The 14183-nt window shown below is 37.2% G+C and carries 21 protein-coding genes; 13 read left to right on the plus strand and 8 right to left on the minus strand.

What is annotated here, in order from left to right; all coding sequences use genetic code 11:
• On the minus strand, positions 1-1290 hold a 1290-nt coding region (locus ACEW8U_RS23645), incomplete at its 3' end, for a transglutaminase family protein (protein ID WP_373524525.1).
• Between the two features lie 145 nt (positions 1291-1435).
• Between ACEW8U_RS23645 and ACEW8U_RS23650 the strand changes: the two genes are divergently transcribed.
• Positions 1436-2401 (plus strand): AraC family transcriptional regulator ligand-binding domain-containing protein, encoded by a 966-nt coding sequence (locus ACEW8U_RS23650; RefSeq protein ID WP_373524526.1) that lies wholly within the window; start codon positions 1436-1438, stop codon positions 2399-2401.
• 20 nt (positions 2402-2421) lie between these two features.
• Here the strand turns inward: ACEW8U_RS23650 and ACEW8U_RS23655 are convergent, their stop codons facing one another.
• Positions 2422-2985, minus strand: coding sequence for a peroxiredoxin family protein (locus ACEW8U_RS23655; protein ID WP_373524527.1), 564 nt, complete (start codon positions 2983-2985; stop codon positions 2422-2424).
• Between the two features lie 204 nt (positions 2986-3189).
• Between ACEW8U_RS23655 and ACEW8U_RS23660 the strand changes: the two genes are divergently transcribed.
• Complete coding sequence (locus tag ACEW8U_RS23660; RefSeq protein ID WP_373524528.1) at positions 3190-3876, plus strand: Crp/Fnr family transcriptional regulator; 687 nt, start codon at positions 3190-3192, stop codon at positions 3874-3876.
• 81 nt (positions 3877-3957) lie between these two features.
• Here ACEW8U_RS23660 and ACEW8U_RS23665 read toward each other — a convergent pair whose 3' ends face one another.
• The 4 genes from ACEW8U_RS23665 to ACEW8U_RS23680 form a co-directional block, all read right to left on the minus strand.
• Positions 3958-4404, minus strand: a complete 447-nt coding sequence (locus ACEW8U_RS23665) for a hypothetical protein (RefSeq protein WP_373524529.1) — start codon at positions 4402-4404, stop codon at positions 3958-3960.
• 92 nt (positions 4405-4496) lie between these two features.
• Entirely contained in the window at positions 4497-4637 is a 141-nt protein-coding gene (locus tag ACEW8U_RS23670; RefSeq protein WP_373524530.1) for a hypothetical protein, read from the minus strand.
• A 138-nt stretch (positions 4638-4775) separates the two neighbouring features.
• Positions 4776-5060 carry a carboxymuconolactone decarboxylase family protein gene (locus tag ACEW8U_RS23675; RefSeq protein ID WP_373524531.1) on the minus strand — a complete coding sequence of 95 codons (285 nt, stop codon included), beginning with the start codon at positions 5058-5060 and terminating at the stop codon, positions 4776-4778.
• A gap of 12 nt (positions 5061-5072) precedes the next feature.
• The gene (locus tag ACEW8U_RS23680; protein WP_373524532.1) at positions 5073-5615 is read right to left on the minus strand and encodes a glycosyltransferase; all 543 of its coding nucleotides are present in this window, start codon (positions 5613-5615) and stop codon (positions 5073-5075) included.
• A 184-nt stretch (positions 5616-5799) separates the two neighbouring features.
• On the opposite strand from ACEW8U_RS23680, the gene ACEW8U_RS23685 reads away from it, so the two are divergent.
• The 5 genes from ACEW8U_RS23685 (at position 5800) to ACEW8U_RS23705 (ending at position 8796) form a co-directional block, all read left to right on the plus strand.
• Positions 5800-6009: a hypothetical protein gene (locus tag ACEW8U_RS23685; protein WP_373524533.1), complete on the plus strand. Its 210-nt coding sequence runs from the start codon at positions 5800-5802 to the stop codon at positions 6007-6009.
• Positions 6010-6231: 222 nt separating this feature from the next.
• Positions 6232-7083 (plus strand): ABC transporter ATP-binding protein, encoded by an 852-nt coding sequence (locus tag ACEW8U_RS23690; RefSeq protein ID WP_373524534.1) that lies wholly within the window; start codon positions 6232-6234, stop codon positions 7081-7083.
• On the plus strand, positions 7080-7778 hold the full coding sequence (locus ACEW8U_RS23695; protein WP_373524535.1) for a hypothetical protein: 699 nt from the start codon (positions 7080-7082) through the stop codon (positions 7776-7778). The genes ACEW8U_RS23690 and ACEW8U_RS23695 overlap by 4 nt, the downstream gene beginning before the upstream one ends.
• Positions 7775-8485 (plus strand): hypothetical protein, encoded by a 711-nt coding sequence (locus ACEW8U_RS23700; protein WP_373524536.1) that lies wholly within the window; start codon positions 7775-7777, stop codon positions 8483-8485. The genes ACEW8U_RS23695 and ACEW8U_RS23700 overlap by 4 nt, the downstream gene beginning before the upstream one ends.
• Before the next feature lie 104 nt (positions 8486-8589).
• On the plus strand, positions 8590-8796 hold the full coding sequence (locus ACEW8U_RS23705; protein ID WP_373524537.1) for a GDCCVxC domain-containing (seleno)protein: 207 nt from the start codon (positions 8590-8592) through the stop codon (positions 8794-8796).
• 1 nt (position 8797) lies between these two features.
• Here the strand turns inward: ACEW8U_RS23705 and ACEW8U_RS23710 are convergent, their stop codons facing one another.
• Together ACEW8U_RS23710 and ACEW8U_RS23715 are read right to left on the minus strand one after the other, a co-directional pair.
• The gene (locus ACEW8U_RS23710) at positions 8798-9652 is read right to left on the minus strand and encodes a helix-turn-helix domain-containing protein (protein ID WP_373524538.1); all 855 of its coding nucleotides are present in this window, start codon (positions 9650-9652) and stop codon (positions 8798-8800) included.
• A 70-nt stretch (positions 9653-9722) separates the two neighbouring features.
• Positions 9723-10271, minus strand: a complete 549-nt coding sequence (locus tag ACEW8U_RS23715; RefSeq protein ID WP_123952111.1) for a carboxymuconolactone decarboxylase family protein — start codon at positions 10269-10271, stop codon at positions 9723-9725.
• 332 nt (positions 10272-10603) lie between these two features.
• On the opposite strand from ACEW8U_RS23715, the gene ACEW8U_RS23720 reads away from it, so the two are divergent.
• The 6 genes from ACEW8U_RS23720 (at position 10604) to ACEW8U_RS23745 (ending at position 14182) form a co-directional block, all read left to right on the plus strand.
• Positions 10604-11521: a patatin family protein gene (locus tag ACEW8U_RS23720; RefSeq protein WP_373524539.1), complete on the plus strand. Its 918-nt coding sequence runs from the start codon at positions 10604-10606 to the stop codon at positions 11519-11521.
• Positions 11522-11666: 145 nt separating this feature from the next.
• On the plus strand, positions 11667-12257 hold the full coding sequence (locus tag ACEW8U_RS23725; protein ID WP_373524540.1) for a sigma-70 family RNA polymerase sigma factor: 591 nt from the start codon (positions 11667-11669) through the stop codon (positions 12255-12257).
• Positions 12258-12269: 12 nt separating this feature from the next.
• Positions 12270-12539: a hypothetical protein gene (locus ACEW8U_RS23730; RefSeq protein ID WP_373524541.1), complete on the plus strand. Its 270-nt coding sequence runs from the start codon at positions 12270-12272 to the stop codon at positions 12537-12539.
• An 83-nt stretch (positions 12540-12622) separates the two neighbouring features.
• Complete coding sequence (locus ACEW8U_RS23735; protein ID WP_373524542.1) at positions 12623-13102, plus strand: hypothetical protein; 480 nt, start codon at positions 12623-12625, stop codon at positions 13100-13102.
• Positions 13103-13125: 23 nt separating this feature from the next.
• Complete coding sequence (locus ACEW8U_RS23740) at positions 13126-13692, plus strand: YceI family protein (protein WP_373524543.1); 567 nt, start codon at positions 13126-13128, stop codon at positions 13690-13692.
• Between the two features lie 13 nt (positions 13693-13705).
• Positions 13706-14182, plus strand: coding sequence for a thioredoxin family protein (locus ACEW8U_RS23745; protein WP_373524544.1), 477 nt, complete (start codon positions 13706-13708; stop codon positions 14180-14182).
• Position 14183: the final 1 nt, after the last annotated feature.

The raw sequence follows: 14183 nt of genomic DNA on the forward strand, positions 1-14183 counted from the left end.
CGCATCAATGGGGATCCATTGGCCCCTGATGTTCACCTCTGCCCATGCATGTCCACCACATGCACCATCTACATAAATATATCCCATTAAATAACGGGCAGGAATTCCTGCTGCTTTACACATTGTGGCGGTAAGCATGGCGTAGCTCACACAGGTTCCTTTCAGGTCCCGGATCACTTCACGGGAATCTGCAAGGACAATACCTGCATCAAAGATCATATTGTTTGCCACCCAATCAATGATCAGTTTGGCTTTTTCCCAGTCATCGGTTTGCTCACCGATCACCTCTTTTGTTTGTGAAATTATTAGCGCATCGCTGTTATCCAACATGTGATTTGGTTCCAAATATTCATTAAGATTTTCTGAATTATTTTGTCCAGGATTAAGCTCAGGCTTATCTATTTGAAGCACCAATTCAGTATCTGATTTGCTTATAGTTTTTTGGTATTCCCCTGTAAAATCAGGAAAGCCTAACTCTGGTCTTCTTTGCGTGATTTTGATCTTTGCCGATGTCAGGTCTCGGGGATGGGAGAGGCGGTAATTGGAATACGCCATTGAATTTCCGTATTGCTCTTCAGAAAGATCTACACTGTTGTTCAGTGAATTGAGTGCAATTTCTTTATCTGTCAAGGCAAGTTCCATTTCGCCAAAAGGACCTGGCTCGGTGCTTCTCAATAGTAGTCCATTCTTTGTCAGCCACTTCTTTCTAATGATAGGGAGCTCCTTGAAGCTTTCCTCTACGATCACTGCATCGAAAACCTGGCCATTTAATTCAATTTCTTCAAACCCGACGAAATCTATTTTACCATTGAGGTACATTCCCAGGTCACCTGAATAAGTGGTGTATTGAATACTTTCATTACCATTTTCAATTTCATGTCGCAACTTTGCCAATAACCGGTTGGGGCCGGTAAGTTCTGTTTCAAGCGGAAGCTGTCTTTTGAATTCCGGTGATTCAATAATCAGATGATCTTCCATGACTTTCGCCGATTCGGTTTTCTGATCATTGGAAATATTCATTTCTGTGTCAATTTTATGGAGCCGCCCTTCGCTTTCATATTGAAAGGTGGTGATTTTCATGGCTACACTACTGCCTAACCTGCCAATACTGATATTCAATTCTGTCAGGAATTTGTTCTCATCTCCTGATGTTTCATTTTTTTCTAAAGTATAACCCACCGGGTTGCCTCCTAAGGATACCACATACCATCTTTCATTTTCCTGACCATATAATATCTGGCTAATGGATAAGAGAATCACAAATAAAATAATAAGTCTAAATCTGCTCATGTCAATTAAGGTTTCTGGATACTGCTTTATATCATTAGTGACATCAACATTAAAATCCTTACATGGCTATGAGATATAGTTTTTCACAATATTCATTTTTTTTTAAATATTTTTATTGATATTTTACGTCAAATCATCAATCCCAATGATTGCAGCAGTACATTTAAGCTATATCAGGGAATACCTTACTGATAGGAATTTCTATTCTGATGTGTATTTTGTTGACAATGGATTCCCTGTCGAATCGGTTCCCAATGAAGGAAGGGTTAAAAACCAAACCTTTCTTCAGCTATTTACAGGACTTTCTCAATATCTGTCAGATCCGTATTTTGGGTTGCATTACGGGGCTTACCTCAATGTCAAATCCTTGGGATTCGTCACTTATGTGGTGCAACATGCCGGCACAATCAATCAGGCTGTACGGATATTGAAGGAATATCTTGCCCATTCTTTCTCGATAGTCAAACTCCTTGAAGTGAAGTGTCCGGATAAATATGAGATTTTTCTGGAAGTTGACCAAATCAGTGATGAGGGAGGCAAACACCTGCTCGATGCGATATTTGCCTTTGTATTCCGGGAAATCAAACTTATCACCCCAGAGCCATATTTGCCGGAACTTGTACTTCCATACAAAGATTTGGACCACTATGAATTGATTTTGAACACCACCTGCAGGACAGGAAGCAGACATGGGTTTGTCTTTGATCCGGAAATCCTGAACCTTCCCATCCGCTCCGGAATGACTTCCGGGATAGAATACCTGCTCCCCAAGCTGCTTTTGATGCTCGATGAACAGAAAGTTGTAAAGCCAACTTTCGGGCAGCAGTTCCGGAATATTTGCCTGAAACTGTCCTGTCCTGAACCACCTAACTTTGAGCAGGCGGCAGCTTATTTTCCTATGAGCCAAAGAACCATTCAGAGAAAACTGAAAGCAGAGGGCCTTACCTACCGGAAGATTTCAGATAGTATCCGCAGGGAACTTTCGGTTTATTTGTCTGAAAATCCCCGCATGAAAACACAGGATATTGCCTACCTGCTCGGCTATGGAGATGCGAGCGCTTACCTCCATGCTGCCCAGCGATGGATACAAAGTCCGGATTCTGCAAAATGACTATGTGAACCGCTTTACCTTTAATCCCAATTCAAAACTTCCTCCAGGGGAATATGATCTCCAAAATCCTTCCCCTGATAAATTTTATAGACTTGAAGTCCTTCATCGATCAGAAAATCGGCCGGAAGTATGGGTTTATCTTTCAGTGCTTTCATATTGAAAAATCCGCTGAACATCATTTTCATCATTTTTACCGGCTGCATCATTACACGATACATGCCCTTAGGGGAGGATTCAACACCATATAACCGGTATAGGTCCAATTTTGGATCAGGAACGATAGGGAAAGGTGCTTCCTGTTTACAGGCATATTGGGCGATTTCTTCTGCTGTCGCTGCAAATACTGCAATGACGGCGATATTCCTCTCTTGGAATTTCCAGTATGACTGAATTAATTCCCTGATCCGCATATTACAAAATGGACATGAGGCCCCCCTGAAAAAGCTGAGCATGATTTTTTGACCTTTGTAATCCGTAAGGCTCAGGGTATTTCCCAAATATTCTTTTGTTTTAAATTCAGGTGCTTTATCCGATAAGACAGATTTGGTGAATGAAGACATGTGCTGTTCTGGTTTAATTTCCATTAGTTGCAAACAAACAATTTACTTGCTTTGAAATTGTCTCGGTAAGGACTTTTATGTTTTTAAATGATTTCATGAAGAGAAATTCCTATATTTTTGGATTCAATAATTTGGATTCTTTTTTTAAATAGGGCAGTGTCTTAATATTTTTGATTTGGTGGAAAGTGAAAAAATATACAGATATTTAAACATTAAATTTTAGTAGATATGGACAAAACCAAAATTTGGTTCCTGGAAAATTTCAGTATGCTGCAGGTATTGTCTCCTGAAGAAATGAAGATGATGGACAATATGGCATCCATGAGAGATGCTCCCAAAAATCAGGTTCTTTATTTTTCTGAAGACAGTGCGAATAGTGTGTACTTACTCAAAAAAGGGAAAGTCAAAATCTCTAAGACATCCAGTGATGGAAGGGAGATTATTTTGGCGATTTTGGGCCCAGGGGAAGTTTTTGGGGAGCTCTCGATCACAGGTCAGGAAAAAAGAGAGGAAATCGCTGAGGTCACCGAAGATGCGGTTATTTGTAAGGTGGACCTTCCGGATTTTGAAAAAATGATGGAGCACAATCCTAAATTCAATCTACAGGTAACCAAACTGATAGGATTCAGATTGAAGAAAATCCAGAACCGATTGGAAAACATGATCTTTAAAACGTCTGAACAAAGGGTGAAAAGTTTCATTAAGGAAACAGTAATGGAATTGGGTAGGGATATTTTGGGGGAAGACAATCAAAAAGTAGTAGAATTAAGATTGACACAGGAAGATATTTCCAAATTGACCGCCACAAGCAGGCAGACTGTCACCACCGTCTTCAGTGATCTGGAAAAAAAGGGCATCATCAAATATGACCGGAGAAGGATATTTGTAAAGGACATGAAAGCCTTGGATGAATAAAAAAAGCCGGAAAACTCCGACTTTTTTTGTTTCTCAAATGTCTTTTTTTTAATCTGAATAATATTTTTATACAATTCAAATTTAAAAGGCAGCTGCAACTTTTGGAGCTGGGGATTTAATGCTTGGATTGATCAGGAAGATAAAGGGAATCACATATACCCAATGCCTGAGCATTGATCCGATGGCCATTTCGGGGCCTACGTTCAAGCCAGCCACTCCAGCGCCGACCAATGGGAACATGAAAAACCATACCAAAGCAATAGTCTGGGCAGTGATAAAGATAAAGGGCCTCAGCCATAAAGGACCGAATAAAGATGATGCAATTCCGCCGTATAAAATGGCCAGTAGAATTCCGTTGGAAAAGTGGCCAAACACCCCATATGCGAGACCCAATCCGGTTTTCTCACCTAACAGGGCAGGAATATCCCACCATTGACCCGTTAATACCAATCCCATAAGATCAAATAAAATAGTGCCTGCAATACCAGCGATAACCGCTTTTTGCCAATCAATTGTTTGTGCTTTCATAATTTTTTTCTTGTTTAAATGATTTGACAAAGTTGAGGTAAAAAGCCTTCTGCGAAAATGTCTAAAACGCCTTCTTACATGTCAATTCTTCCTTATTGGTACTTATACCCTTTGCCACCATCTTCTTCCAGATTTACACCCAGACCTAAGATGATCCGGTTCACAAAATTAAAATACCCAATGACCAAGGTGGCATCCAAAATGCTTCGGTCATCCGCCCCAGAAGCTTTCAATTGAGTAATCAGGGTTTCAATTTTCTGGGATCTTGGCTTGAGCGTCAATTCTTCTGCATAAGCAATCCAAAGTTTATCAATTCCTTCTAGATCGTATGAGGATATTTCAGTGATCAGGTTTTCAATTTTCTCATCATCTTACCAATACACATTCAGTGCTTCTGCATGGTGACGGGTGCAGTAGTCGCATTTGTTGGCTACAGAAACGACCACAGCAATCATTTCTCTTTGGGCTTTTTTGAGCGGGGATTGACCATACATGATGTCCATATATAGGTTCATGTGGCTCAGAATCGTCTTCGGGTTAAGCGATTGGATTTTGTGGACTTCGGCAAGTTTTCCCCTGCTTTGAACTAATCCTTGGTAAATATCATGAAGCTCTCCCTTAGCTTCATTTTCCTGAATGATTTTTATTCTTGCCATGGATTAAGTTTTTTATTGGATGAGACCAAATGTAAATCTGAATTCTTTTTTCTTAAGAAATTGAGAAAATGAACTGGTTTGCCCATCATACCTGAGGCCACCTGAAAGAAGAAATATTTTTTTGACAATAAAAAAATTGCTCATTGGGGACAAAATCAGGACTAAACGGTCCATCCAAACCCAATTGCAAAATTTGCAAACCCTGGCTATAATAGGATGATATAAACTACCTAATTCATTTTTCAATTTTACGGCTGTGATGATCCTTTCTGCAAAATACTTGGGCGGGAAATGTCCTGGCTTGATAAAATATAATATTTCCCCTTTGGCTTCAAAGGCCCCTGCCTCTGCTTTGAGTTTATGATTGCTGTCTTTGAAAATATACAGTTTGGCATGGGCTTTTTCTGCCAGTTTTTTGAATTGCTTATCTTCAAAATCATTGACGATAATAATTTCCTCTAACTGATATTCCGAAATATTGGCTTTCAGATAAATCAAAAGTTCACCTACATATTCCGTGTTATTTTGGGAGGGTATGATGATGCTTATTTTCATTTTTTCAATAATAAGTTTTAAAAATAGATAACTACTTCAATGGACCTTGTCGGCATAAGGACAAAATTGCAGAAAGAATTGAAAGGGATTACTGTAATAATAAATCTATTAGTACCTTGAAAACAATATCAACGGATATTTAATATTATTGAGATCTATCAATAATTCACCATGTTGCATTGCTATGAATCAGAAATCTCAAGTCATTGGTAGTGGAGAAAATTGGCATTTACAGAAGGGAAATGATATCAAAATGGGCGTCATTCCGAGTTACGAGGAATCTCTAGAGGTCCTATTTATGATTAATTTTATCATTTTCGGATCCTCGGGAGATGCTTCCTACGTCAGCATGACGACCGTTCCGATGATGTCATTTGTAGGATCACCTTTCTAGCATTTTAATAGTCAATCTTCTGCATCTTTCTATTAGACAATTTTAGTTTTTGTAGCTTCTCTGACTTTGGTTCATTAATCAGAGATAGTACAAGGTACACCTATTAACGCAACAGTTAATTGCAAAATATAGGAGATAATTATTGATACTTGTGGGATATTCTGATGTTAGCGGAAACCCTAAAATGGCAGAGCGAATTCGTTATTATTATTTGAAGATAAAATGATAAAAGTAGAAAATTTGCAATTCCGATATCCAAAAAGTGATAAAACCACTTTAAATGGAATAAGTTTTGAAATTGGAAGAGGGGAGATATTTGGCTTTCTTGGGCCATCAGGTGCAGGTAAAAGCACTACCCAAAAAATTCTTTATAAAATTTTAAGCGGCTATAAGGGTTCTGTTTTTATTGAAGGGAAAAATATTACTTCATGGGATAGTGCATATCTTGAAAAAATAGGAGTAGGTTTTGAATTGCCCAATCATTATTTGAAACTTACAGGCAAAGAAAATATGGACTTATTTGCTTCGTTTTATGAAAAGTGTAAAATCGAAAAAAGCGACGAGTTGTTTGAAAAATTTGACTTGATAGACGCGATAAATAAGCCTGTGGAGACTTACTCAAAAGGCATGAAAATCAGATTAAATTTTATTCGGGCAATTCAACACAATCCGGATATACTATTTTTTGACGAGCCGACTTCGGGTTTAGATCCTATAAATGCACATAAAATCAAACAACATATTTTGAATTTAAAATCACAGGGGAAAACGATTTTTATAACAACCCATAGCATGGACACTGCTGACCAACTGTGTGACAGGGTAGCGTTTATTGTGGATGGCAATTTACTAGCTACTGATACACCCCAAAATCTTAAAAATAAATATGGTAAGGAAGCTGTAAAAGTTGAGTTGAAGAATGGAAATACAGAGGAGTTTTCGCTTCATGAACTTGGACAAAACTTTGCTTTTTTGAATTTCATAAAACAAGGAGAGGTCAAAAAAATCTACACCCTTGAAGCAACATTGGAGGAAGTGTTTATTAAGATTACAGGAAAAATGTTAACGGTATGATTTCCTTTTTAAAACAGCTTAAATGGCAATTAATATTACTAAACAAACACAATATTATTACAATTAGTCTTGTAGTTACAATTGTTTATGGTGTGATATTATATTTCCTAAAGGAGACTTCTAATATTGAAATGTTTTTAGTGTCATTGATACTAAACGACCCATCTGTTATAGGCTATTTTTTTATTGCATTAGCCATATATACGGAAATAAAACATGGTGTATTCAGCGCTTTATTTGTAACACCGGTTAATATTCATGAATATTTGATTTCAAAAATCATAGCACTCTCACTCATTGGAACAATTTGTTCTATTGGGTTGGCATTGTCCATAAAAGGGCTTGACTTTAATATCATAAATTTCACCATTGGTTCATTTAGTATTTGCCTGTTGTCGGCAATCTTAGGTTTGATTGTACTCACATTTGCTTCGGAGTTCCTCAATTTTGCTTTGCTATCCATACCGGTTTTTTTTCTTTTTACAGGGGTTCCACTATTGGATTATTTAGGAGTAATCAATATTAGCGGGTTAAAATACTTATTGCCTGTTCAAGCGGGGTTGGATTTGATAGACAATGCCGTAAGAGGTTCAATGATAAATTACTATTACGTTTATCTTTCATTGATGATTTACACTCCATTTCTTTATTTCATAGCGCATCGTTTATTTACCAATAGATATGTAACTCAATGAAAAAAATACTAAAACTTGCTTTAATGGATTTTAAACTGGTTTTCCGTGACTCATCATTGCGAACTTTTTTATTTTTACCAATAGTTCTTTTGGGTTTAATTATTTGGGCATTACCGGCATTGGTGGTGAAATATGATTTCTTAACAGCCTACCTATCTGTTTTTTTGGTTATAGCTGTTATAGAAAACACCCAATTGTTTTGTTTCATTAGCAGTATGGTTTTAATAGATGAAAAAGAAAGCGATGTCGCAAAAGTGTATGGGGTAGTTCCGTTTTCAAAATGGCAATATATTGTTTCAAGATTTTTCTTTCCCTACTTCATCACAGTTCTTTTAAATTTTATACTAATCTATATTCAGCCATTTTATATCATAAGTTTGAGCAGCAACTTGACCATCTCCTTACATACGGCCTTGATTGTACCGATTTACGTGTTGGGGATCAATACAATCGTAAAAAACAGAATGGAGGGAATGGTATATATAAAAGCTTTTAATATGCTTGTCCTGATCCCTATTGCAGCATTTTTTGTTCCTGAAAAATTCAAGCATTTCTTTGGTTTTTTTCCTACCTATTGGATATTTCAAAGTGTGGAAAATTTAACAAAAGGGATTTCAATCGTGACTATGTCAACAATTGGGTTTTTATTTTTGGGATTTCTGTTATACTTCGTTTCTATACAGTTTATGAAAAAACATTTCATTTAATACGAAAAAGAATCTGACAGCAAAGCCAATACCGACCGAAAGTAAGAAGTAAAAAGAAAATAATTATACAGATTTAAAATCTAACCCATAATTCAAAGTCAACTATGGAAATTATTCTGAACTCCGTCATCACCTGCCCAAATTGTGGCTTTCAGAAAAGAGAAGAGATGCCGGTAGATGCTTGCCGGTTTTTCTATGAATGCGAAAATTGCCATACTGTTCTTAAGCCTCAAAATAAAGATTGCTGTGTGTTTTGCAGCTATGGTTCAATAAAATGCCCTCCAGTCCAGCAATCAAATTCCTGTTGTTGATTTATACCTGTTGGCCTAGGGAAGGATTTTTTGCCTTGAATTCCTGAGGGTACATCCCTGTCATTTTCCTGAAAAATTTGCTGAACTGCGCATAGTCTTCATATCCCAATTCATATCCAATGGATTTGATGGGGCTTTCAGTATAGATAAGCAATCTTTTGGCTTCAACAGTAATCCTCTCATGAATTACCTGTAGGGGTGATAATTTACTGACTTTGGTAAAGATATTTGCAATGGTTTTTGGTGATTTATGCATGAGCTCTGCATAATCGCCTACAGTTTTTTTGTACTTGAAATGCTCTTCTACCAAGCTGCTGAATTGCCTGACTATGTCCACCTCTTCAGTTTTGGAATTTTCTTTCAGTAATTGTTTCCGTGCCATTCGGGTAGCCCTGATAATAAAGCGTTTCAACAAAATCCTCAGCATTTCTTCCTGATTGTTGTCAGATATTTTGAATTCCTTTTGGAGCACTTCTATTAATGTACCCAAACTTTCAGTCTCTTCCTGATCGAGTTGGAGTATCGGTGTATAGTCAGAGCCAAAAAACAACAGTCCGTTGCAGGAAACTTCCCTTTCATAGGTGTGTATGCAATAAAACTCCCGGTTGAAGAATAGGAGTGTCAGTTCATTGTTCTGCTTTGCAATGCTGATGTCCTGATTGTAAGTGCAACAAAGAAGCTGATTGGCCTTCAGATTGAGATTTATGCCGTCCACTTCAATTTTCAGATCAAGGGAATCTCTATTCCAGATGAATTTGAGATGGCGGTCGGCATATTGAAAAGCTGCTTCCATGTCTTTTGCATCTGAAAGGATGAAGCTTGCTGAGATACTTGGGTGTTTATATTGATGAATCATATTGAAGGATAAAATTACAAAAAGCCATTCCCAACGGAAACGGCTTTTTTAAGATAGCTAAACCAAACGATTAACTCAATTCCACGGCTTTTGGAAAGTCAATTTCAATTCCTGTTACGTTGTGAAGCAGATTGGTTGTGGTCTTTTCTCCTATGGCTACAATCAGATCAACCAGGTTTTCTTTGGTATATCCGGCATCGAAGAAAATTTCCAATACTTCATCCTCGATCCTCCCTTTTTTTAGGGTAATGGCTTTTGCTGTTTTGACCAAAGCATCAAATTTTTCATTGAATGGAGCTTCTCCTTTTCTCAGCGATATGACCTGTTCATCTGTAAAGCCGTTCATCTTTCCTATAGCGGTGTGAGCGGCCTGACAATATTCACAGCCATTCACTTGGGAAACCACCAAATTGATGACTTCTTTTTCTTTGTTGTTGAAGGTTGTTTTGCCATTGGCAAAGGTGGTATACCTTTCCAGGGCATTTTCTGAGTAGGCGTAAGTAGCATAAATGTTCGGAACAAATCCAACCTGATTTTTGATGGCTGTCAATATTCCTTTGTTTTTTTCTGATACCTCCTCTAGGGTAGGTACTTTAAAATTCAATGTTTCTGTACTCATAATTTTTTTGATTTAGTTTATGCTACAAAGGTGGGGGATATTTGAAGGCCCCTAAATGGCAATAGTACCCGTTGACATGTCAATATTTCCCTTAAGGAAAATTATGTTGGAATTATCTATTTGTTGTAGCATTACAAAACTAATATATAGGAAAGAAGGGTATGGTCTTTCAGCCGACAGATGGTCTGATTGATCTCAATCATATTTAGCTAAAATGAGGACAGAGAGAAGTCAGATGATGACTTGTGAAAATTGAAACTTTATTCTGTGTTACTTCCGTATATCCACAGATAAAAATATCTTTCTTCCTAATTTATTAAAACCCGTAAAATATGTTCCCTACAAAAGCATTGGTCATATCAGGTGGAGGCAGTAAAGGTGCCTTTGCTGGAGGCATAGCCGAATTTTTGATCAAGGACTGTGGAAACCAGTACGGATTATTTTTAGGGACATCAACAGGAAGTTTATTGGTCCCATTGCTTTCAATCGGTGAAATCGAAAAAATAAAGGGAATCTACACCTCTGTCAGTCAGCAGCAGGTTTTCAGTACTTGTCCTTTGATAGTTTCCAAGAAAGATGGTATTTACAAAACCAGGATCAACCATTTTGGGATAGTCAAAATGTTCATCAAAGGCAAAAAAACATTTGGAGAAAGTCTAAGTTTACGGAAACTCATTAAGGAAATAATACATCCTGATGATTTTGAAAAAATGAGAAAAAATCCGGCCGATGTTTTGGTGACTTTGTCCAATCTCAGTACCAATATGGTAGAATACAAAAGATTGAAAGATTACAGTTATGATGATTTTTGTGATTGGATCTGGGGTTCTTCGAATTTTGTACCTTTTATGAGTTTGTTGGAAAAAAACGGTTTCGAGTACGCGGATGGCGGTTTTGCAGATTTGGTGCCCCTATCTGAAGCCATTTACAGAGGGGCGGAGGAAATTGATGTGATTATACTCAAGACAGAACAAATCATTCAAAACAAAAAACCTATCAGAAATGTATTGGAGCTTACAGTCCGTACTTTTGATTTTATGTTGGATCAGATTTCCAATGATGATATTACCATCGGGAGACTTGAAGGCATAAGAAGACAAGTGAAAATCAATTTTTATAGACCTCCTAAAAGGCTGACAGAAAATTCCCTTGTTTTTGATCCCGAGCAGATGAAACAATGGTGGGCAGATGGCTATGCTTATGCCAAAACCACCAACCCTGAATGCAAATGTATTGAAGTTGGGACTTGAAGATATTTCCCAGAAAGGCTAATTTTTTTAGATAGATAAACAAAACTATTGTTCACTTTTTAGTTAAACTAATATTTCCCTTTGTCATTTGGCCGACACCATAGGATTTCTTAGTCCGGTATTTTAGTCTCCAAATACTGGAAACATGATGGATATTTTAAAAGATAGCTTTGAAACTGATCTCAAAGAGCAGTTAACTGTCTGGGTAGGTTTATATCACAAAGATCTTTTGAGGTGGGCTGAGTACAAGGTGAATGATAAGGAAAATGCCAAAGACCTGGTACAGGAAACTTTTTTGGCAGCCTATAATGGAATCAAAAGGTATAAAGGTGAAAGCTCTCCACGCACTTGGTTGTTCCGGATACTGAATCATAAAATCGTAGATTTTTATCGGGGAAAATCAAAAACTCCGTCCTCTTTGGGTGAAGATGCGGCATTTTCTGTGACCGAATCCATGTTTGATCAACACCAAAACTGGGAAGTCAATGGTTTTGAATCCAATTGGGAAAATGGAAATCTTTTTGATAACCCTGTTTTCGTAAATGTTTTTGGCAACTGCATGGAGGATTTACCGGAATCTTGGAGTAAAATATTGTCAGACAAATATTTTTTTGAAAAAAAAACCGAACAAGTCTGTCAGGAAAACGGCATTACTCCGACCAATTATTGGCAGATCCTTCACAGAGCAAAATTACTGATGAAGAAATGCATCGAAAATATGTGGAGTAAATCCTGAAACCCTTGATTTATGCAAAATATCAAAAACAGTTTATTCCTTTCTTGTCTGAAAGCCACAGGCTTTATTGAGAAAAAACAGGCAATTGGTCTAACTTTCAAAGAAGAATTACAATTGAAAATCCACCTCTCCATGTGCAAAGTATGCTCTTCTTACGAACATCAATCAAGAGCCATTGAAGATGGAATAGTCAAGAATTATAAAAAAAAGAACAAGTTGGAGAATGATGAAAACTTGGATCAATTTGAAAAAGAGATCATCGAAAAAATAAAAAATCTCTGAACTGAAAATTAATCTGTCAGGATTTTAGGTCTGTTACGACAATAAGTACAAAAGAATCAATATCCAACCAAGACATCAGAAAAATGAAAATCACTAAATCCCTCAAAATAATCATCATCGTGGCAGCAGTGGGAATATCAATTGCTTTAGGTGCAGGCATCTATATGTTCAATATGCCCCATAGAAATGTACAATCGGCAAAAATTGATTTTGCAGTTTCTGCCACAGAATTGGTAAACGAATATTTGGCAGGCTCTCAAGAAGCAGATGAAAAGTACTTGGATGAAGGCGGAGATTCAAAGATCCTCGAAGTAAGTGGAAAGGTGTCAAAAATATCCAGGGATTATAATGATCAAATAGTGATTCTCATAAAGGATAAAGGGGCGAAAGCCGGTGTAAGCTGCACGCTTCTGGTATCTTCAAGTGCTCTTGGTGATCAAATTACCTTGGGACAAGAAATTAAAGTGAAAGGGGTGATTCGTTCGGGAGCTATGTTTGATCCTGATATGAATATGTATGAAAATGTCATAATGGAAAAATGTGATATAGTATCTAAAATTTAAATTAAACTAAAAAACAAAGAGTTATGAAAAATGTAATTGCAAGTACCATGGTTTTTATGATGATGGTATCTATCGTGGGATTTGTTTCCCCAAGAGAAAAATTAGTAAGTCAAAAGACCCATATATCCTTTTTTTCCAGTACCCCAATAGAGGATATAACGGCCAACAACTACAAAGCAAACAGTACTTTGGATACACAAAGCGGCGAGGTGATATTTTCTGTTCCTATGCAGAGTTTTGAGTTTGAAAAGGCCTTGATGCAAAAACATTATAATGGTGCGGATTTTCTCGACACCAAAAATTTTCCCCGGTCAAAATTTGTAGGAAAGATAACTAACCTGAGCGAGATTGATTTCTCAAAAAACGGAACTTATAAGGCTGTTGTGGAAGGTGAGATGACGATCAAAGACAAAACAAACCGCGTAAAGGAACAGGGCAAAATTACTGTAATTGATGGCGTAATTTCTGCTGAAAGCACCTTCAAAATCACTTTGGCAGATTATGGGGTAGTATTTGAAAAAGGAAAGCCTGCATCCAATATCGCCAAAACTATTGAAATCAGGCTTGTAGGAGAGTATGAAGCGGAGTAAAAATTTATTGAGGATGGAGAAAGGTGGCTGGATCACCGGTAGGGCAGGGTCAGCATTGCTGGCCCTGATTTTCCTTGCACTGTTGGCTTTCAGCGGAAAAGTAGTTGAAAATAATACAGTCTCGAAAGGAATTTTATTTGAGGAAGAGAATTGGAACGAGATTTTGCAGAAAGCCAATTCAGAAGGAAAATTGATTTTTGTCAACCTTTATGCCATCTGGTGCGGACCTTGTAAAATGATGAAAATCAATACTTTTTCCAATAAAGAGGTAGGACAATACTTCAATGAAAACTATATCAGTGTCACCTTAAATGGAGAAGCAGGTAAGGGACTGGAAATGATGAACAAATATAAACTCAGAAGTTATCCAAGTCATTTGTTTATCAATGCTGAGGATAAGGTGGTAGCACATACATCAGGATATTATTCTCCCAAGGATTTTCTGATCATTGGAAAAAGCATCCAAACACAAATAGTAAAACCTTCATGAC

This window comes from Aquiflexum sp. (assembly GCF_041751335.1).
Taxonomy (GTDB): Bacteria; Bacteroidota; Bacteroidia; order Cytophagales; family Cyclobacteriaceae; genus Aquiflexum.